This is a genomic window from Allobosea sp. (assembly GCF_051860145.1).
GTDB lineage: Bacteria > Pseudomonadota > Alphaproteobacteria > Rhizobiales > Beijerinckiaceae > Allobosea.
On sequence record NZ_JBHYEM010000003.1, the window covers coordinates 95,789 to 114,760 of the forward strand.

The 18,972-nt window shown below is 66.3% G+C and carries 20 protein-coding genes; 6 read left to right on the plus strand and 14 right to left on the minus strand.

Going from position 1 to position 18,972, the window contains the following annotated elements:
- Window positions 1-18: 18 nt before the first annotated feature.
- Window positions 19-516 carry a peptide-methionine (R)-S-oxide reductase MsrB gene (msrB, locus tag ACTIF2_RS06140; RefSeq protein WP_439496160.1) on the minus strand — a complete coding sequence of 166 codons (498 nt, stop codon included), beginning with the start codon at window positions 514-516 and terminating at the stop codon, window positions 19-21.
- A gap of 449 nt (window positions 517-965) precedes the next feature.
- On the opposite strand from msrB, the gene ACTIF2_RS06145 reads away from it, so the two are divergent.
- From ACTIF2_RS06145 to ACTIF2_RS06165, 5 genes are all read left to right on the plus strand, one after another.
- Window positions 966-2,081 (plus strand): TRAP transporter substrate-binding protein, encoded by a 1,116-nt coding sequence (locus tag ACTIF2_RS06145; RefSeq protein ID WP_439496161.1) that lies wholly within the window; start codon window positions 966-968, stop codon window positions 2,079-2,081.
- Between the two features lie 87 nt (window positions 2,082-2,168).
- Window positions 2,169-2,744 carry a TRAP transporter small permease subunit gene (locus ACTIF2_RS06150; RefSeq protein ID WP_439496162.1) on the plus strand — a complete coding sequence of 192 codons (576 nt, stop codon included), beginning with the start codon at window positions 2,169-2,171 and terminating at the stop codon, window positions 2,742-2,744.
- Window positions 2,744-4,072, plus strand: coding sequence for a TRAP transporter large permease (locus tag ACTIF2_RS06155; protein WP_439496163.1), 1,329 nt, complete (start codon window positions 2,744-2,746; stop codon window positions 4,070-4,072). The genes ACTIF2_RS06150 and ACTIF2_RS06155 overlap by 1 nt, the downstream gene beginning before the upstream one ends.
- Before the next feature lie 47 nt (window positions 4,073-4,119).
- A complete protein-coding gene (locus ACTIF2_RS06160) occupies window positions 4,120-4,710 on the plus strand; it encodes a HutD/Ves family protein (RefSeq protein WP_439496164.1) in 591 nt (196 codons plus the stop codon).
- Between the two features lie 147 nt (window positions 4,711-4,857).
- Window positions 4,858-5,529 carry a cyclase family protein gene (locus tag ACTIF2_RS06165; RefSeq protein WP_439496165.1) on the plus strand — a complete coding sequence of 224 codons (672 nt, stop codon included), beginning with the start codon at window positions 4,858-4,860 and terminating at the stop codon, window positions 5,527-5,529.
- A gap of 154 nt (window positions 5,530-5,683) precedes the next feature.
- Here the strand turns inward: ACTIF2_RS06165 and ACTIF2_RS06170 are convergent, their stop codons facing one another.
- From ACTIF2_RS06170 to ACTIF2_RS06180, 3 genes are all read right to left on the minus strand, one after another.
- The gene (locus tag ACTIF2_RS06170) at window positions 5,684-6,958 is read right to left on the minus strand and encodes a TRAP transporter large permease (RefSeq protein WP_439496166.1); all 1,275 of its coding nucleotides are present in this window, start codon (window positions 6,956-6,958) and stop codon (window positions 5,684-5,686) included.
- Between the two features lie 45 nt (window positions 6,959-7,003).
- Window positions 7,004-7,570 (minus strand): TRAP transporter small permease, encoded by a 567-nt coding sequence (locus ACTIF2_RS06175; RefSeq protein WP_439496167.1) that lies wholly within the window; start codon window positions 7,568-7,570, stop codon window positions 7,004-7,006.
- Between the two features lie 67 nt (window positions 7,571-7,637).
- Window positions 7,638-8,642, minus strand: a complete 1,005-nt coding sequence (locus tag ACTIF2_RS06180) for a TRAP transporter substrate-binding protein (protein WP_439496168.1) — start codon at window positions 8,640-8,642, stop codon at window positions 7,638-7,640.
- A 317-nt stretch (window positions 8,643-8,959) separates the two neighbouring features.
- Here ACTIF2_RS06180 and ACTIF2_RS06185 point away from each other — a divergent pair, with 317 nt between their 5' ends.
- On the plus strand, window positions 8,960-9,685 hold the full coding sequence (locus ACTIF2_RS06185) for a GntR family transcriptional regulator (protein WP_439496169.1): 726 nt from the start codon (window positions 8,960-8,962) through the stop codon (window positions 9,683-9,685).
- A 28-nt stretch (window positions 9,686-9,713) separates the two neighbouring features.
- Here the strand turns inward: ACTIF2_RS06185 and ACTIF2_RS06190 are convergent, their stop codons facing one another.
- The 10 genes from ACTIF2_RS06190 to ACTIF2_RS06235 all read right to left on the minus strand — a co-directional run bounded on the left by ACTIF2_RS06190 (window position 9,714) and on the right by ACTIF2_RS06235 (window position 18,923).
- On the minus strand, window positions 9,714-10,328 hold the full coding sequence (locus ACTIF2_RS06190; protein WP_439496170.1) for a MarC family protein: 615 nt from the start codon (window positions 10,326-10,328) through the stop codon (window positions 9,714-9,716).
- 123 nt (window positions 10,329-10,451) lie between these two features.
- On the minus strand, window positions 10,452-11,336 hold the full coding sequence (locus ACTIF2_RS06195) for an NAD(P)-dependent oxidoreductase (protein ID WP_439496171.1): 885 nt from the start codon (window positions 11,334-11,336) through the stop codon (window positions 10,452-10,454).
- 2 nt (window positions 11,337-11,338) lie between these two features.
- Window positions 11,339-12,118, minus strand: a complete 780-nt coding sequence (locus ACTIF2_RS06200) for an enoyl-CoA hydratase/isomerase family protein (protein ID WP_439496172.1) — start codon at window positions 12,116-12,118, stop codon at window positions 11,339-11,341.
- 14 nt (window positions 12,119-12,132) lie between these two features.
- Window positions 12,133-13,326, minus strand: coding sequence for a CaiB/BaiF CoA transferase family protein (locus ACTIF2_RS06205; protein ID WP_439496173.1), 1,194 nt, complete (start codon window positions 13,324-13,326; stop codon window positions 12,133-12,135).
- A gap of 178 nt (window positions 13,327-13,504) precedes the next feature.
- Window positions 13,505-13,696 carry a hypothetical protein gene (locus ACTIF2_RS06210; protein WP_439496174.1) on the minus strand — a complete coding sequence of 64 codons (192 nt, stop codon included), beginning with the start codon at window positions 13,694-13,696 and terminating at the stop codon, window positions 13,505-13,507.
- A gap of 94 nt (window positions 13,697-13,790) precedes the next feature.
- Entirely contained in the window at window positions 13,791-14,390 is a 600-nt protein-coding gene (locus ACTIF2_RS06215) for a TetR/AcrR family transcriptional regulator (protein ID WP_439496175.1), read from the minus strand.
- Window positions 14,387-16,183: an oxidoreductase gene (locus tag ACTIF2_RS06220; RefSeq protein WP_439496176.1), complete on the minus strand. Its 1,797-nt coding sequence runs from the start codon at window positions 16,181-16,183 to the stop codon at window positions 14,387-14,389. Before ACTIF2_RS06220 ends, ACTIF2_RS06215 begins: the two co-directional genes overlap by 4 nt.
- Window positions 16,184-16,203: 20 nt before the next feature.
- Window positions 16,204-17,166 carry a dihydrodipicolinate synthase family protein gene (locus ACTIF2_RS06225; protein WP_439496177.1) on the minus strand — a complete coding sequence of 321 codons (963 nt, stop codon included), beginning with the start codon at window positions 17,164-17,166 and terminating at the stop codon, window positions 16,204-16,206.
- Window positions 17,167-17,361: 195 nt separating this feature from the next.
- Complete coding sequence (locus ACTIF2_RS06230; RefSeq protein WP_439496178.1) at window positions 17,362-18,132, minus strand: SDR family NAD(P)-dependent oxidoreductase; 771 nt, start codon at window positions 18,130-18,132, stop codon at window positions 17,362-17,364.
- Window positions 18,133-18,161: 29 nt separating this feature from the next.
- Window positions 18,162-18,923, minus strand: coding sequence for an SDR family oxidoreductase (locus ACTIF2_RS06235; protein ID WP_439496179.1), 762 nt, complete (start codon window positions 18,921-18,923; stop codon window positions 18,162-18,164).
- Window positions 18,924-18,972 lie beyond the last annotated feature (49 nt).

Consider the following 18,972-nt stretch of genomic DNA (forward strand, 5'->3'; position numbering starts at 1 on the left):
GCGTTTTCCGGCGACAGCTCAGGCGGCTGCAAATTTTAGCGCCACCCCGTTGAGGCAATGGCGCTTGCCCGTCGGCGGCGGACCGTCGTCGAAGATATGGCCGAGATGGCCGCCGCAGCGCCGGCAATGCACTTCGGTCCGGGTCATGAAGAAACCCCTGTCGATCTTGGTGGCGACCGCATTGTCGAGAGACGCGGTGAAGCTGGGCCAGCCGGTACCGCTGTCGAACTTGGCCTGCGACGAATAGACGGGCAGGTCGCAGCCGGCGCAGTGAAACAGGCCGGTCCGTTTCTCCTTGTCGAGCGGGCTCGATCCGGCGCGCTCCGTCGCCTCCTCACGCAGCACGGCAAATTGCTCCGGCGTCAACCGCGCCCGCCATTCGGCCCGCGTCCTGCTGATCTCGAAGCCGCCTTCTGCAGCGGCAGCGGGACGGAGAGCAGCGCTCCTCGGAAGGCCGAGCGCCGCGACGCCGGCAGCCGCGGCGCTCGCGAGAAGGACATTGCGTCTCGAAACCATGGCGGGCTCCTTTCCATTGTTCTCGATAACGAAATGCACTTGATCCGGATGCGCCGCGAACGGTCACAAGCGCGTGACGCGGTCATGTTGCAGCTGCTAAACAGCTCGCCCTCGCGTCACCCAGCATCTGCGATGCTTTCAAGTAAGCATTGCGACGAGGCTGGCAAGATTGCCGGCGCGTCATCGTCAAGAATGCCGGGTGTGAAGTAAGGAGCCGATCGATATCGGCGCAGCGGATATTGCTGCAACGCAACGAAGCTCGAAAGAAAAGCCCGGCCGCTTCAAGTTACCGTCACTGTTTTCAGCTCTCACTTCGCGTAATTACGACTTTAGTATTAATTCTAGCTCTTGCCTTAAGGTCGCGCTGCGGAAATCCTGACAACCGGCGGTGTTCAAGCCGCAGATGAGCTCGCCCCCTCGAAGCGGACGGGCAATCAGGGGAGAGACAGATGACGACCGAGAAAGTCGAGGCACCTGCCAGCCGTCGCAATTTCCTGAAGGTGACTGCGCTGGCGGGAGCCGGCGCCATAGCCATGCCGAATGTCAGCCGGGCCCAGACCGTGACCTGGAAATTCCAGTCGACATGGCCGACCAAGGATATCTTCCACGAATTCGCCGGCGACTTCGCCAAACGCGTCAACGACATGTCGGGCGGCCGCCTGAAGATGGACGTGCTCGCCGCCGGCGCCGTCGTGCCGGCCTTCCAGATGCAGGATGCGGTCGCAGCCGGCATTCTCGACGGCGGCCACGGCGTCTCGGCCTATTGGTACGGCAAGCACAAGGCCTTCTCGCTCTTCGGCACGCCGCCCGCGCTCGGCTGGGACGCCACGAACTTCCTGAGCTGGATGAACTATGGCGGCGGCTACGATCTCTATAACGAGCTCGTCGGCCAGACCTTGAAACTCAACCTCGTCGGCTTCTTCAGCGGCCCGATGCCATGCCAGCCGCTCGGCTGGTTCAAGAAGGAGCTGAAGAGCCCGGACGACTTCAAGGGGCTGAAATACCGCACGGTCGGCCTCGCCGCCGACCTGATGAAGGAGATGGGCGCGGCGGTGACCATCCTGGCCGGCGGCGAGATCGTCCCGGCGCTCGAGCGCGGCGTCATCGACGGCGCCGAGTTCAACAACCCGTCCTCGGACTCGATCCTCGGCTTCCAGGACGTCGCCAAGGTCTACATGCTGCAGAGCTACCACCAGGCGGCCGAGAGCTTCGAACTGCTCTTCAACAAGGCGAAGTTCGACGCGCTGCCGGCGGAGCAGAAGGCGATCGTGAAATACGCCGCTGAATCGGCCTCCTCCGACATGATCTGGAAGGCGCTCGACCGCTATTCCAAGGACCTCGACATGCTGCGCACCAAGGGCGTCAATGTCGTGGCCACGCCCGAGGTGATCCTGAAGGCGCAGCTCGCGGCCTGGGACAAGGTCCTCGAAAAGCTCTCGGCGGAGAATGCCTTCTTCAAGAAGGTCGTCGACTCGCAGAAGGACTGGGTCAAACGCACGGTCGCCTATCAGCGCATCAACGAGCCCTCGCGCGAACTGGCCTACACGCATTTCTTCAAGGCCTGAGCCTCAGTCACGATCGTGACGCCCGCCGCCCCTCGGGTGGCGGGCGTTCTCGCCTGCAAGATTCACAAGCTCGCCGCGGAAGATCGGATGCGCCTCATTCTCGCGATCGACAGGTTCAACACCGCCATCGGCAAGCTCGCCGGCTGGCTGATCCTGCTCCTGACCCTGGCGATGAGCTACGAGGTCTTCGCCCGCTATATTCTGCGCGCGCCGACCGAATGGGCCTTCGACGTCAGCTATATCCTCTATGGCAGCCTGTTCATGCTGGCAGGGCCCTATGCGCTCGCCCGCAACGGCCATGTCCGCGGCGATTTCCTCTACCGGCAATGGGCGCCGCGAACCCAGGCCAGGCTCGACCTCGCGCTCTATTTCCTGTTCTTCTTTCCCGGCATCATCGCGCTCGCCTGGGCCGGCTACACCTTCGCGTCCTTCTCCTGGATGATCGGCGAGCATTCCTCGAATTCGCCGAACGGCCCACCGCTCTATCATTTCAAGTCGCTGATCCCGATCGTCGGGGTGCTGATGTGCGTCCAAGGCTGCGCCGAGGTCGCGCGCTGCATCATTTGCCTGCGCACGGGGGAATGGCCGCCACGCCTGCATGACGTGGAGGAGACCGAAAAGGTCATTCTCGAGGAAGCCGCCGCGCGCGAGGGGTCGATCTGATGTTCGGACTGGGCAATCCCGAACTGGGCGTGGTCATGCTCGTCCTGTTCATCGTCTTCATCATGCTCGGCTTCCCGATCGCCTTCACGCTGATGGCGCTCGGCGTCGGCTTCGGCTACTGGGCCATGGGCGACAACGTCTTCGCGCTCGTGGTGCAGCGCGCCTATTCGGTCATGGCCAGCGACGTGCTGGTCTCGATCCCACTCTTCATCTTCATGGGCTACATCATCGAACGAGCGAACATCCTCGACCGGCTGTTCCATTCGATCCAGATCGCGCTCGGCAACGTTCCCGGCTCGCTCGCGATCGCGACGCTCGCGACCTGCGCGATCTTCGCCACCGCGACGGGCATCGTCGGCGCCGTCGTCACCCTGATGGGTCTGCTCGCCTTCCCCGCGATGCTGCGCGCCGGCTATGACGTGAAGCTCTCGGCCGGCGTGATCTGCGCCGGCGGCTGCCTCGGCATCCTGATCCCGCCCAGCGTGATGCTCATCCTTTACGGCGCGACCGCCGGCGTCTCGGTGCCAAAACTCTATGCCGGCGCGCTGTTCCCTGGCCTGCTGCTCGCCGGGCTCTACATGATCTATGTGATCATCCGCTGCATCATCAACCCGGCGCTGGCGCCGAAGCTGCCCAAGGAGCAGACCGATGTGCCCTGGACCACGGTCATCTGGGCGCTGCTGACCAGCTTCTTCCCGCTGACCGTCCTGATCATGTCGGTGCTCGGCGCGATCTTCTTCGGGCTGGCGACACCGACCGAAGCCGCCGCGATCGGCTCGCTCGGCAGCCTGATCCTGGCGGCCGCCTACCGCTCGCTCTCCTTCAACAAGGTCAAGGAATCGGTGATCCTGACGGCCCGGACCTCGGCGATGGTCTGCTGGCTCTTCGTCGGCTCCTATATCTTCTCCTCGATCTTCGCGATCCTCGGCGGTCACGAGCCGATCAAGAACCTCGTGACAGCGCTGAACCTGTCGCCGACCATGTTCCTGATCGTGGCGCAGATCATCATCTTCATCCTCGGCTGGCCTCTGGAATGGACCGAGATCATCGTCATCTTCGTGCCGATCTTCCTGCCGCTCCTGCAGTTCTTCCAGATCGACCCGCTGTTCTTCGGCATCCTGATCGCGCTCAATATCCAGACCTCCTTCCTGTCGCCGCCCGTCGCGATGGCGCCCTTCTACCTGAAGGGCATCGCGCCGCCCCATGTCACGATCAACCAGATCTTCTCCGGCGTGATGCCCTATCTGGCGATCGTCCTGTTCGCGATGGTGCTCGTCTATATCTTCCCCGGCATCGCGCTCTGGCTGCCGAAATATCTCTACGGCTGAGCGTCGGCGATCTAGCCGGCTGCCGCCTTAGCGGGTAGGCAGTCGGCATGACGAACACGAGCTGCACCCCGATCGCGCCGGAGGATTTCCGGCGCACCCCTTGGAAGAACGGCGGCGGCGTCGCCATCGACATCGCCGGCGCCTACCGCGATGGCTCTGCGCCGGGGGACTGGGACAACGTCGTCTGGCGCTTCGGCCGCACGGCGATCGTCGCGCCCGGCCCATTCTCCGACCTCACGGGCTATGAGCGGCTGCAGGTCGTCATCAGCGGAAGCGGGTTGGTGCTCGAGACCCCGGCCGGCGAGATCGACTTGCGCCACCCCTTCGTGCCGGTGCGCTACGATGGCGGCACGCCGATCGTGACCCGACTCGAGGGCGGGCCGGTCGAGGTCGTCAACCTGATCGCCGACCGGGCGCTCTGCGCCATCGACCTCCATGTCGCCGCCCCCGGCGAAAGCCGCTCGCTCGATGAGGGCATCCACATCCTCTACGCCCCCGATGCCGGCATCGCCGGCCGCTGCGGCGGCGCCGATATCGCGCTGCCGGGCGGACATGCCCTGCGCCTCGACGCAACCGCTCCGACGACGCTGACACTGGCGAGCGGGCGCGCGCTCCTGGCATCGATCAGGCGACTCTGAACCACACGGCCTAGCCAGCCTGATCCCGTGCGCTGCCGGAAGGACCGGCAAGCGTCCGCCCTGTCTTGACCGCCCGGCTGCCTTGTATGCAACATGCCGCATACAGAGTGGCGCGGCCAAGCGCAGCCTTCCGGGATGGAGACGGGAATGAAAGTCATCGACCTCAGCATGCCGATCGCGCCGCATTTCCGCTGGCCGATCGAGCTCGGGATCAAGGGCGACATCGCGGCCGGCGACCAGTTTCGCGTCAGCCGCCTGTCGACCACCTGCCATGGCTTTTCCCATGTCGATGCCGGCGCGCATTTCGTTGCCGGCGCGCCGACCATCGAGGCGACGCCGCTCGACCGGGTCGTCGGCCCCTGCCGTGTCCTGAACCTGCGCGACGCGCCAGCCAATGCCGCGATCACGCCCGAGCAGCTCCAGGCCGCCGATCCGGGCGGGGCCGAGGGCGAGATCCTGCTGCTCGCCGCCGGCTGGAACGACCGGCGCGACTATCAGGACAAGACCTTCTGGACGGAAGCGCCCTGGCTCTCGCTCGAAGCGGCCAAATGGCTTCAGGCCCGCAAGCCGACGGCCGTCGCCTTCGACTTCCCGCAGGATTATCCGATCCGGCTGCTGCTTGAGGGCAAGGAGGTGCCCAAGAGCGAGCATGTCACCCATGACATCTTGCTCAAGACCGGCGTCACCCTGATCGAATATGTCGTCAACACCGGCAAGCTCAGCCAGCCGCGCGTCCTGCTCAGCGCGGCCCCGCTGCTGATCCCGAACGCCGACGGCGCGCCGGCGCGCATCTACGCGATCGAGGGTTTGGGGGTCTGACCTCATTCCCGGCCTGGCAGTGCTTGAGAATTCGCTGCTGTGAGACGGTTGGCGTGACTTTCGAGAACCGGAGCGGAGCGGACATCGGTCCGTGAGCACCGGAAGCGCAGAAAGCCACGTCAGGCGGCCACGGCAGTAGAATTCGCAAGTGCTGTCAGCGCAGCATCTTCGGCAGCCAGAGCGTCAGCTCCGGGAAAAGCGTGATGATCGCCAGAGTCCCGACGAGTGGGATATAGAGCGGCAGCATCTCCTTCAGCACGGCGCGCATCGAGACCTTGGCGATGTCCGAGATCAGGAAGAGCGCCAGTCCCATCGGCGGGGTCAGCAGCCCGAGCATCAGGTTGAAGATCGCGACGATGCCGAGATGCACCGGATCGACGCCCGCCAGATGCAGCGGCCCGGCAATGATCGGGATCACCAGCAGCGTCGCCGTCGTGCTGTCCAGGAACATGCCGACGACCAGCAGCAACAGGTTGACGATCAGCAACAGCATCAGCGGGTCCTTGCTGAGCGTCAGCAATTCGCGCGCGACCGTCTGCGGGATGTTCTCGACCGCCATGATCCAGCCGAACAAGGCCGCCGCCGAGACGATGACCAGGATGGCCGAGGTGCTCTTCAGCGTCTCATAGGCCGAGACCAGCAGGTGTTGCCAGGTCAGGGTGCGATAGACCAGCGCGCTGATGAAGATCACATAGGCGACGGTGACGGCCGCCGCCTCCGTCGGCGTGAACCAGCCGATCAGCATGCCCGAGATCATCAGCACCGGCGTCAACAGCGCCGGCAGGGCCTGCAGGAAGGACTCGCCGAGCTCCTGCCGTGTCGGCCAGCGCTCGGCGCGCGGGAAATCGCGCTTCCAGGCCAGGACCGCCACCGTGATCATCAGCATGACGACGCAGATCAGGGCCGGCACGATGCCGGCGACCAGGAGCTGGACGATCGAGACATTCGTCACCGAGCCATAGATGATCAGTGGGATGCTCGGCGGAAAGATCGGTCCGACGATCGCGGAGGCGCAGGTCAAGGCCCCGGCAAACTCGCGCTTGAAGCCATGGCTGGTCATCGCCTTGATCTCGATGCGCCCGAGCCCGCCGATATCGGCCAGCGCCGCCCCGCTCATGCCGGAGAAGACCAGGCTGGCGAAGATGTTGACCTGGGCGAGCCCGCCATGGATGCGCCCGACCACGGCCGAGGAGAACCGGTAGATCCGCTCGGTGATGCCGGACTGGTTCATCAGGTTGCCGACGAAGATGAAGATCGGCACCGCGACCAGCGGAAAGGAATCGAGCGCATAGACCATGCGCTGGCCGACAAGCTCGAGCGGAAAATCGTTCCACAGCACATAGCCGACGGCCGGCAGCATGATGGCAAGCACCACCGGCCAGCCGAACAGGAAGAAGATGGTGAAGGAGGCCAGTAGAAGGAAGGTCATCGGGGCTCGCGGTCGGGAGGTCGGCCGGCTCCGCCGGACGCGGCGTCAGATATTGGGCAGGGGCTCGTGCGTTTCCTCGTCGGCGAAACGCACATAGGGCGGGTGCCCGGCGAGCGCCTTCCAGATCTGCACGAGGGATTCGACCGCCGCGAAGGCGAAGCCGAGCAGCGCGGCGGAGAAGAAGATCCAGTAGGGAATGCCCAGCGTCGGCGTGGCGTTGTCGAGATTGCGCAAGGTCGCGACCGCGACCGCCACAGCGGCGACGGCGAAGGCAAGCGACCCGGTGGCGCCGATGATCGCGTTCAGCACCGCCCGCGCGCGACGCGGCAGCGCGATCAGCACCTCCTCCATGCGGATGCTGGCGCCCGACGCGGTGACATAGGGCAAGGTCACGAAGACGACGCAGATCAGCATGAAGCGTGTCAGTTCCTCGGAGCCGATGAACGGCGCCTGGAAGACCTGCCGCATGACGACCTGTAGCGCCGGCAGGACGATCATCAGCGTGACGAGCCCGACCCCGGCCCAGCGATAGGCCTGGCGGATCGGATGGAGCAGCCGGTCGATCGCGAGCGGCGGCCCGAGATCCTCAGCCGCGACATGTTGTTCGCTCATCGTCCCGCCGTCCCGGCTTGGCCAGCCTGGCTGGTGCGGCAGGGTGGGAGAAAGGACCGCATCGGCGTCACTTGATGGCCGCGATCCGCTCGATATAGCCCTTCCAGCTCGGGAAATCCTTGTTGACCTCGGCCACGACCTTGTCGCGGAATTCGCCGAGCTTGAGCCCCTCCTTCTCGGTGACGAAGGTCATGCCCTTCTTCTTGAGCTCGCCGATCAGCTCGTCCTCCGCCTTGTTGGCCGATTGCAGCGTCTCCTGCGCCATGGTCTCGAACTCGGCCAGGATCGCCTTGCGGTCCTCGGCGCTCATCGAGGCCCAGACCTTCTCGTTGACGAAGACGGGCAGCACGTTCTGCATGTGCCCGGTCAGCATCACATGGCTCTGCACCTCGTAGAGCTTGTTGGCGTTGATCATGGTCAGCGGGTTTTCCTGGCCGACCACCATGCCGGTCATCAGCGCCGTCGGCAGCTCGCCGACCTCGACCGGCGTCGGGATCGCGCCAAAACCCTTGATCATCGTCGTCCAGAGCTGCAGCGGCACGCCGCGGAAGGGCTTGCCCTGCAGGTCGGCCGGCGAGGTCACCGCCATTTTCGCCGTCATCTGGCGGGCGCCGCGGAAGAGCCGCCCGACGATGCGCATGCCGCCATCCTTGACGAGCTTCTCGTTGAACTCGATCAGCACCTCGGATGTCTGCGGGTCGGTCGCCTTCAGCGCATGCGCGCCATCGCGATAGACGAAGGGCGCGTTGAAGACGGCGATGTCCTTGGAGAGCCGGGCCAGCGAGGCGAACTCGTGATGACCCATCGAGATCGCGCCCGAGCGCACGCCGTCGATCAGTTCCTGCACGCCGCCGAGCTGCGAGTTCGGGAAGACCTGGACGGTGACCCGCCCGCCGGTCACCTTCGGGATGCGCTTGCCGGCCTCGTCGCCATACCAGTACTGGATGTCGCCCTCGGAGCCGACATGGGCGTAGCGCAGCCTGACCTGCTGGGCCGAGGCGGCACCGATTCCAAGGGCGGAGCCCGCACCGAGTGCGGCGGCGCCAGCCAGCAATTCACGACGTCTGATCATGATATCCTCCCGATCGACCGGCGTTTTCGCCGTGTCCTGTGCCCCGCTTCATCCGGGCGGGCCGGTCTCGCGTGATCCATTTCCGCTCGGCAAGCATCGCGCCGGCCAAGCGAAGGCAATCCTGGAGACGGGCCCGGTCTGGACCCGCCGCGGCTTTCATGCTTCGACCGTGAACGCACTGGCGCGTTCCTCCCGAACGGCCGCTCGGCGCGGCTCTTGTTCTGAATGCCGTATTTTGCATACAAGTTTGAAAAGCCGTCAAGCGGCGAGAGGAGAGCTGCGATGATCAATCTCCGCGGCGCAGGCTTTTCGGCACGATGAGCGCCAAACCCGCACAACCGGTTCCCGCCAGCAAGCAGCCCGGCCGCAAGGGCCGCCTGCACACCAATACGGTCGATGCGCTGCACCGGATGATCGTCACCGGGGAGCTGCCCCCGGGGCAGAAACTGCGCGAACAGGAGCTCTGCGATCGCCTGGGCGTCTCGCGCACGCCGCTGCGCGAGGCGCTCAGGACCCTGGCAGCACAGGGCCTCGTCCGCCTGACCCAGAATCGCGGTGCCGAGGTCGCGCCACTGACGCTGAGCGATATCGTCGCGCTGTTCGACGTCGTCGGCACGCTCGAGGCCCTGGCCGCACGGCTTGCATGCAAGACCATGCCCGACGAGGCGATCGCCGAAGTCGGCGTGCTGCATTACCGCATGATGCTGCACCATGTCCGCGACGAGCTGCCGGAATATTTCGCGCTCAACCAGCAGATTCATCGCGCCGTCGTGGAAGCGGCGGAGAATCCGGTCCTGCTCGGCGTCTGGGAAACGCTGGCAGCGCGCGTCGAACGCGCAAAATACCTGCCGAACCTGCAGCCCAACCGCTGGAAGGCCGCGATGCATGAGCATGACGCGATGCTCGCCGCCCTCGTCGCCCGCGACGGCGAAGCCCTTGGCCGGCTGATCGAGGCACATTTCGCCAATGGGCTCGCCGCCATCCTCGCGGCCAACCGGGAAGAGCCGGCGCAAGCGACGGCGGCGCAGGCCGAGCGCGATTGACGACCCTGTCCGCGCGTCGCGTGGCGCGTCAGGACCCAGCGATGATCTGGCGCAGGCCCTTGACCAACCCGTCGATGGCGACGCTGGCCAGGATCAGCCCCATCACCCGGCTGATCACGCTGGCTCCGGCATTGCCGATGATCTTGATGATGCGGGACGCCAGGAAGAGCAGCCCCAGCAGGATCGCCAGGATGACCACGATTTGCACCATCGTCTCGGCCTGCTCGGCCATGCTGAAGCGCGAATTATCCGTCACGGTCATCACCGTGAGCATCGCGCCCGGGCTGGCGATCGACGGGATGGCGAGGGGATAGACCGCGCGCTCGACATCCGAGCGCCGGATCAGCTTCTCCTCCTCCTCCAGCTTCGATTCACCGAAGATCATCGAGAGCGCGAACAGGAACAGCACGATATTGCCGGCGACCTGGAACGAGCTCAATTCGATATCCATCGCGCCGAGCAGCACCTGCCCGCCCACAACGAAGAAGGACAGGACGAGGAAGGCGACCAGCGTCCCATGCAAGGCGACGCGCCGCGCCGCCGACGCGCTCATTCCGGCCGTCACGGCCAAAAAGATCGGCAAGGTGCCGATCGGATCGATCACCACCCAGAGCTTGATGAACTCGGTGAGAAAGCGCTCCATGGTCGAAATCCCGTGATCAGCCGAGGCACAGGCCTAGCGCCGGCCGGGCGAGGACCTTGTGTATCGAGCCGATCCTGCCCCATCACCGCGTCGGGATGGTGGCAGCCCGTCGCTGCGGCTTCCTCAATGCGCGCCGCGCTCGACCTCGGGCAGGACCTTGAGGACGGCGGCCGCGTCGAGCTCGCTATGCCCCTGCGCAACCAGCAGGCGGTAGAGCGTCGTCGCCTGGGCTACCATCGGCATGGCGAGATGATGCTCGCGCCCGGCCTCCATCAGCATCTCGAGGTCCTTCAGCACCTGCCTGGCATAGCCGCGTGGCGCAAAGTCCTGCTCGATCATGCGCGGCATCATCGCCTGCAGCACGGCCGAGTTGCCGAGCCCCGGCGCCAGCGCCGCCGGGATCTTGCTGGCGTCGACGCCATAGGCCTCCGCCAGCCGCAGGCCCTCCGCGACGATGCAGTAATTGGTCAGGCACAGCGCCTGGTTGACCAGCTTGGTCGCCTGGCCGGCGCCGATATCGCCCATATGGGTGAACAGGCCGAACCGCTCGACCAGCGGCCGCACCGCCGCGACCGCCTCGGGCCTCCCGCCGGCCATGATCGCGAGCGTGCCGGCTTCGGCCGCGCTCGGGCCGCCCGAGACCGGCGCGTCGATGAAGGCGATGCCCTTTGCGGCAAGCGCCTCGCCGAGCCTGCGCGTCACCGCGATCTCGGTCGTCGAGAAATCAACGACGATGCCATCGCTGATCGGCGCAGCGGACAGGATGCCGTCCGAGCCCGACACGACCGCATCGACCGCCTTGATCGTGGTGACGCTGATGCAGATGCGGTTGCTGCGCCGGGCGACCTCCGCCGGCGAGGCCGCGAGCGCGACACCGAGCGCCTTCGCCTCCTCGCGCCGTCCGGCATCGATATCGCAGCCGACGACCTGGTATCCGGTCTCGAGCAGCCGCTTGACGAAACCCACGCCCATCAGGCCGAGACCGATGAATCCAACCGTGTCCGCCATGCTCACCTCCCCTGCCAGTTGGGAGCGCGCTTGGCGAGGAAGGCTTCCATGCCTTCCCGGAAATCGGCGCTCATATAGCACATCAGGACGAGGTCCTCGTCCTCGGCCTGGGCGTTCGCGACCGCCAGCCGGCGCAACGCCTCCTTGGTCGCGCGCATCGTCAGCGGCGCATGGCCGGCGATCATCTTCGCGAGCTCCGCGACGCGCGCGAGCAGCGCCGGGTGGTCTGCGACGAGCTCGTTGTAGAGGCCAACGCGATGCCCCTCCTCCGCATCGAGCAGCCGCGCGGTGAAGACGATGTCCTTGACCCGCGCCGGGCCGAGCAGATTGGCCATCCGCGCGATATTGCTGATCGAGAGGCAGTTGCCGAGCGTGCGCGCGATCGGGAAGCCGAAGCGGGCTGTCTGCGTCGCGATGCGCAGGTCGCAGGCGCAGGCGATGGCCGCGCCGCCGCCGGTCACCGCGCCGGAGATCGCCGCGATGGTCGGGAGCTTGCAGCTCTCGATCGTGGTGATGATCTCCTCGATCCGGCCCTCATAGCCGAGCGCGTCCTCGGGCTTGGTGAAGCTGCGGAACTGCGAGATGTCGGTGCCGGCCGCAAAGGCCTTCTCGCCGGCGCCGGTCAGCACCAGCACCTTGGGAGCGCCATGGGCTTCGGTATCGCCGCAGATCGCGGCGATGCGATCATACATCGCGAAGGTCAGGGCGTTGCGCGCCTGCGGCCGGTTGAGCGTGATCGTGCCGACCCCGTCCTTCACCTCATAGAGGATTTCATCGTCCATCCACTGCCGCTCCTTCAGATCGCCCCAGCCTTGCGCAACTGCGCGACGGCCGCCGAATCGTAGCCGAGCTCCGCCAGGATCTCGGCATTGTGCTCCCCGGCCTCCGGCGTCGGCGTCGCGACGCCGGCCGGCGTCCGCGACAACGCGACCGGCTCGCCGACCACCCGGAAATCGCCGAGGACGGGATGGCTGACCGGCTGCGCGATGCCCAGATGCTGCACCTGCGGATCGTCGAACATCTCGTCGACCGCATAGATCGGCCCGGCCGGCACGGCATGCGCCTCGAAGGCCGCGAGCCAATCCGCCGAATCGCGCTGGGTCAGGATGCTCTCGATCACGACCCGCAGTTCCGGGCGCTTATCGTAGCGCTTCTCCATGCTGTCATAGGCCGGGCTCTCCCCCATTTCGGGATGGCCGATCGCCTTGCAGAAGGAGCGCCAATGGCCCTCGGCCCCGACGCCGATATTGATATGGCCGTTCTTCGTCGCGTAGACGCCCATCGGCGTCGAATAGGGATGGTCGTTGCCGGCCTGCGGCGGCACCTTGCCCTCGACCAGGAAGCGCGCCGCCTGGAAATCCATCATCGCGATCTGCGCCTCGAGCAGCGAGGTCTGGACCCATTGCCCCTTGCCGGAGGTCTCGCGTTCGGTGATCGCCACCAGCGCGCCGAGCGCCCCGTAAAGCCCGGCCGCGGAATCGGCGACCGCGATGCCGGCCCTGACCGGCCCCTGCCCCTGAAGCCCGGTCACCGACATCATCCCGCCCATGCCCTGGGCGATCTGGTCGAAACCGGCGCGGGTGCGATAGGGCCCGCTCTGGCCGAAGCCCGAGATCGAGACCAGGATCAGGCGCGGGTTGATCCCGTGCAGCGTCTCGAAATCGAGCCCGAGCCTGTCCTTCACGTCGGGCCGGAAATTCTCGATCAGCAGGTCGGCATCCTCGATCAGCTTGACCAGGATCGCGTTGCCCTCGGGCGTCTTCAGGTTGAGCGTCAATGAGCGCTTGTTGCGATGCAGGTTCTGCATGTCATAGCCATGCCGCGCGCCGCTCATGTTCTCGTTCGGATCGAGCCCGGGCGGGCTTTCGACCTTGATCACGTCGGCCCCGAAATCCGCGAAAACCCGCGCGCAGGTGGGGCCTGCCCTGACGCGCGAGAGATCCAGAACGCGAAGTTTCGACAGGGCGGAGGACGGCGTCGGGCGGGGCATGGCTCGGCTTGCAATCAAGGCAGGGCCGCCGACTATGGTTGCCCCTCCCGCGAGCGTCAACGCCTGTCGAATCTTGCATGCAATTTTTCGGATGAAGCGGGCAAGGCGACCCAAAGAGCTTCAACTGCGCCTCTCTCGGCCGAAACCCGTGTATGCAGGCTGCGCCAGCCGCAGCGCCCTAAGGGCGCTTCTTCGCCCCTGGCTTCGTCGCCGTTTGGGCGGCGACCGGATCGCTCGCGGGGAAGGTGTCCTTCAGCGCGTCGCTGAGATCGTCGTCCTTGCCCCTCTTCCGCGCGACCTGCTTCTGCTCGCGCTGCTCCTTGCGTAGGCTTTCCTTAGCCGGATTGGTCTTCGCAGCCGCGCTCGCCATGATCTTCCCCCGTCTCGTGTCGATCTCAGCCCCGGTCCCGACCGTGGCTCAGAGGGAAACGCCGGGATGGCGTCAGCGTTCCATCGGCGCGCTATCAGCCCCGCTTCGAGCCATAGGCATGGTGCACGACGCGGCTGAAGGACCGGTAGAGCTGCTCCAGCCGATCGAAATTGCCGCCATCCTGCGTGATCGGCCCGGCGCTGTCGGCGATCGAGACCAGTTGCAACGCGATGTCGCCGCGCGGAACGTCATTCGAGAGTTCGCCCCTGGCCACGGCCTGGTCGAGGCCCGTGATCACGAGATTTTCGAGCGTGACGCCGAACTGGGCCAGCGCCTCGCGCGCCTTCGGGCCGATCACGTCGCGTTCGAGCCGCATCCGGCCGATCAGGCTCCAGGGATTGGCGGTCGTGCCCGTCGGGTTGTAGCGCAGATAGCGCTGACGGTTCGACTCCATCATGCCGTGGATCTTCTCCTCGAAACTCTTCTCGCTGCGCCAGTTCGCCTCCCAGTTGGCGAGCGTCTGCTCGACATAGTCGACGATGACCTCCTCAGTGAGATTGAGCTTGTTGCCGTAGTAGTAGTGGATATTGGCGCGCGTCGTGTTGAGGAGATCGGCGACGTCCCGGAAGCGAAAGCCCTGATAGCCGTTGCGGACCAGGAGCTCGACAGAGACTTGTCTGATCTCCTCCTTCATGAGGCCTGCTCCAATCCGTCCCAGTCGCCGCGGATCGGCTCCTTCTGCGGCTTATTCGCAACGCCGTCCAGAGCCCCGAAAGCTGCCGCGAAGGCGCTGGCGATCGCCTCTTCGCTCTTCCCGGCGCTGAGCGCGTCGCCGATGATCTCGACCGTGAAGTCGCGCCCCCGCAACCTGGCAGCGACGTCTTCGCCCGAGGCGCGGCGCGCCTTGTAGTAGAACCAGTTGCGCAGACGCGCGCCCTCGGCCAGGTCCCGCCACGGCCGCTTGCGCAGGACACCGCGACGCAAGGCGCTCTCGATCAGCGCCCCGGTACGGGCGCGATAGCGCGCACCCGTCGCGACCACGACGTGATCGAAGCCATCGAGCAGGGAGGGATCGGCCAGAACGTCGACGCCCGTCCGGATCGTCGCTCCCTGATCCCTGCAGGCGCGCGCCAGGCCGGTGGTATAGCGCTCGAGGCTCTCGGGGCCGGCCGCGACACCCTGGAACAGCGGCGCATGACCGGCGAAGCGGAAGGCCCCGCCGATCTCCGGCTGGCGCTCGAACAGCGTGACGTCGTTCTCCGCCGCCATCAGCGACGCATAGCTCAGCCCCGCCGGGCCGGCGCCGATCACGGCGATGCGCTGGCCGCGCCGCGAAGGCTCCCGGCCGCGATACGAGACCTCCCGGCCTGCGGCCGGATTGACCAGGCAATGGAGTTGCCGGCCGCTTCGCATCCCGTCGACGCAGGTGTTGCAGGCGAGGCAACGCCGGACCTGCTGCTGCCGCGAGGCTTTCGCGACCCAATCCGGATCGGCCAGCAACGGCCGGCCGAGCGCGACGAAATCGGCCTTGCCCTGCGCGAGCGCGGCCTTGGCGTCGTCGGGGTCGCCGAACCGCCCGACCGTGATCACCGGGACGGTGACGCGTCGCTTGACCGCTGAGGCGAAGGCGAGGAACGGCGTCGGCTCGCTCGCCATCGGCGGGATCATGATCGCCGCGCTCGGCTGCGAGCGGTAATGCCCGCCGGTCATGTGGATGGCGTCGGCGCCTGCTTCGGCAGCCCAGCTCGCGACCCGAACGGCTTCCGAAGGCGTCATCCCGCCATCGAAGAAATCGTCGCCATTCATCCGGAAGATCACGGCGAGCTGCGGCACGGCGCATTTGACCGCGGTGGTGATCTCGAGCGCGAACCGCGCCCGGTTCTCGATCACCCCGCCATAATCGTCCCGCCGCAGGTTCTCTCCCGGCGCCAGGAACTGCGAGATCAGATAGCCATGAGCGGCATGGATCTCGACCGCATCGAAGCCGGCCTTCGCCGCGCGCAGCGCCGCACTCACGAAAGCCTCACGCGTGCGGGCGATCCGCCCCGGAGACATCGCCTCCGGCACGATGATCTCGGTATGGCCTTCCTGGACACTGTGCGGGATCGCGGAGGGCGCGATCGGCGTCTCGCCAGCGATGTCGACGCGGGTGTGCCCGCCGCCATGGCCGATCTGGATCGACGCCCGCGCCCCAGCCCGGTGGATCGCCGCCGCGAGCCGCGCCAGCCCGGGCAGGAAGCGGTCGTGATGCAGGGCGAGCTCGAAATTGCGATGCTTGCCGGCCGGCTCGGGCGCCGCCATCTCGACCGTGATCAGCCCGACGCCACCTTCGGCCCGGGCCCTGTAATAGGCGATCGTCGCATCGGTGACGAAGCCCTCGGCATCGGCCTTGCGGGTGGTCATCGGCGCCATGATGACGCGGTTCTTCAGCGCGAGCGGGCCGATCCGGCCCGGGCTGAAGAGCAGCGCCGGCGCTTCGCTGGCCATGGGCTAACCCGCCGCGCCGCTCAGGCCGCGCGCTGCAGCGCGCCTTCGCGGGCGATGCCGGACTGGTCGAGCGCCCGCTTGATCCGCGCGATCTCGGCCTCGCCGATCTTGACCAAGGGCGGCCTGACCACCGCCTTGTCGAGCCGCCCGAGCAGGACCAGCGCCTCCTTCATGCGATTATGCATGTCGAGGAAGGGCGGCGCGTAGAAGGCCTGCGACAGCGGCACGATGCGGTCGTTGACCGCCTGCGCGGCCTTGAGATCGCCGGCCTGAACCGCCCGGAACAAGGCGACCTGAAGATCCGCGATGACGCTGCCGGAGCCCGAGAGCAAGCCATTGGCGCCGAGCGTCAGCGACGCCATCAGCCAGGAGGAATGCGTCGTCAGCACGTTCACCGGCTTCGGCAGGTTCTGGAAGGTGCGGATATGTTTCTCGTGCAGCATCGCATCGTTCGACCAGTCCTTGATCGCGCGGATCGTCGGCACTGCCTCGAAGAGCTGCAGCAGCGTCTCGAACGTGTAGCCGAGCCCGCTCGCCATCGGATATTGGAAGGCGATGATCGGTAGATCGGTGGCGTCGGCGATGCGCCTGTAATGCGTGATCGCCATCTCGGGCCGCAGCTGCCCACCCATCGCCATGCTGTTCGGCGGGAAGACGAGCAGGGCGGACGCGCCCTCCTTCGCAGCCATCGCCGCAAGCCGCGCCGCCTCGATCGAGCCGTCGGCATAGATGCCGTTGATCAGCGGCATCGTGTCGCCGATCTCCGCCAGCGAGGCCGCCAGGATATGGCGCTGCTCGTCGAAGGAGCAGGCATGGACCTCCGACGCGTGGCCATTGACCGTGACGGCCGAGACGCCGTCGACCAGCGCGCAATCGCGCAGATGCTTGCGGGTCTGGCGCTCGTCGATGCTCATATCCTCGTTGAGCGCGAGCAGCGTCGCCGGGATCACGCCAGCGGGACGGAAATCCTTGAAACGAGGCATCGTCATTTTCCTTCGCGCGGTTCGATTTCGGCCAGGCAGCGCCACCGTCATTCCGGGACGATCCGAAGGATCGAGCCCGGAACCCAGATACACAGTTCGAGCTGCATTCTTGGCGGCGTTTCCTCTTGTTCCATCAATGGTTCTGGGCCCCGGGCTCACGCCTGCGGCGTGCCCCGGAATGACGCTGGCGCTGCTCTAGTCGTTCCACAGGCCGCCGGTGACATTGACCGTCTCGCCCGTGATGTAATCGGCCTGGCTCGACGCCAGGAAGACGACCGCCTTGGCGATGTCCTCCGGCAGGCCGGCGCGGCGCATCGGGATGGTCTTCGCCCGGTCCTGCGCCGTCGGCAGGCCCTGCGCGACGCGGTCGAGCTCGGATTCGTCACGCATCTTGGTGTCGACGATCAGGCCGGGCGCGACGGCGTTGACCCGCACGCCATGCTCGCCGATCTCGGCCGCGAGCGCCTGGGTCAGCGCGACCACTGCGAATTTCGAGGCGCAATAGGCGCCATAGGCCGCGACGCCTGACTTGCCCATCCAGGAGGCGAGGTTGACCACCGAGCCGGAGCCGCGCTCGATCATCTGCGGCACGACCAGCCGCGAGACGTGGTAGAGCCCGTCGACATTGATGCCGAAGGTCGCCTTCCAGTCGGCCTCGCTCATCTCCATCATCTTGCCGATGCGGCAGATGCCAGCATTGTTGACGAGGATGTCGATCGGCCCGAGCTCGGCCATCAGCGCGCCGATGCCGGCCTCGACATCGGCCTTGGACGAGACGTCGCCGGCCGCGACCGCGACCTTGCGTCCCGGCGCGCCGATCGCGTCCGCCGTCTTGCGGGCAGCCGCCAGATCGACATCGAAGATGCCGACATCGCAGCCCTCGGTGACCAGCCGCGCCGCGATGGCCTTGCCGATGCCATGCGCGGCGCCGGTCACGATCGCCTTGCGTCCTTCAAGTCCGTACATCGTCTCTCGTCCTGATGATCTGTGCAGTGTCAGCGCGCCGTCCAGCCGCCATCGGCGACGAGCGTGGTTCCGGTGCAGAAGGAGGATTCCTCGCTCGCCAGGAACAGCATGGCGCGGGCGATCTCGACCGGCTGGCCGAGCCGCTCCATCGCCTGGCGCTGTTCAAGGCCGCGGCGCAATTCGGCGGCGTTCGGGGATTTGGCGAAGATCTCGGCGAAATAGGGCGATTCGATCGTGCCAGGCGCGACGCAGTTGATCCTGATCTTCGCCGCGACATGGTCGATCGCCATGGCACGCGTCAGCGCCGCGACCGCCCCCTTGGACGCGACATAGGCGGCGCGGTCGGTGATGCCGATATTGGCGACGGCCGAAGCCGTGTTGACGATGACGCCGCCGCCCTGGCGCTCCATCACGGGAATCGCATGCTTGCAGCCGAAGAACACGCCCTTGACGTTGACCGCCATCAGGGCGTCCCAGTCCGCTTCCGAGGTGTTGACCACCGTTCCCGCGAAACCGAAGCCGGCATTGTTGACCAGGATGTCGAGCCGGCCGTGATCGGCCACGGCCTTGTCGACCAGCGCCTTGACCTCGGCCTCCTTGCTGACATCGACCTTGTGGGGAGCGGCCTTGCCGCCGGCGCCGCTGATTTCGGCGGCAACGCGTTCGGCCGCAGCGAGATCGCGGTCGGCCACGATCACGGTCGCGCCTTCCTGCGCGAAGAGCTTCGCCGCCTCATGCCCGATGCCCGAACCCGCGCCGGTGATGATCGCGATCTTGCCAGCCAGTCTCATCGCATTCTCCTCGCGGCGCCCGCGTTCAGCGCTCTTTACTTACATGTAT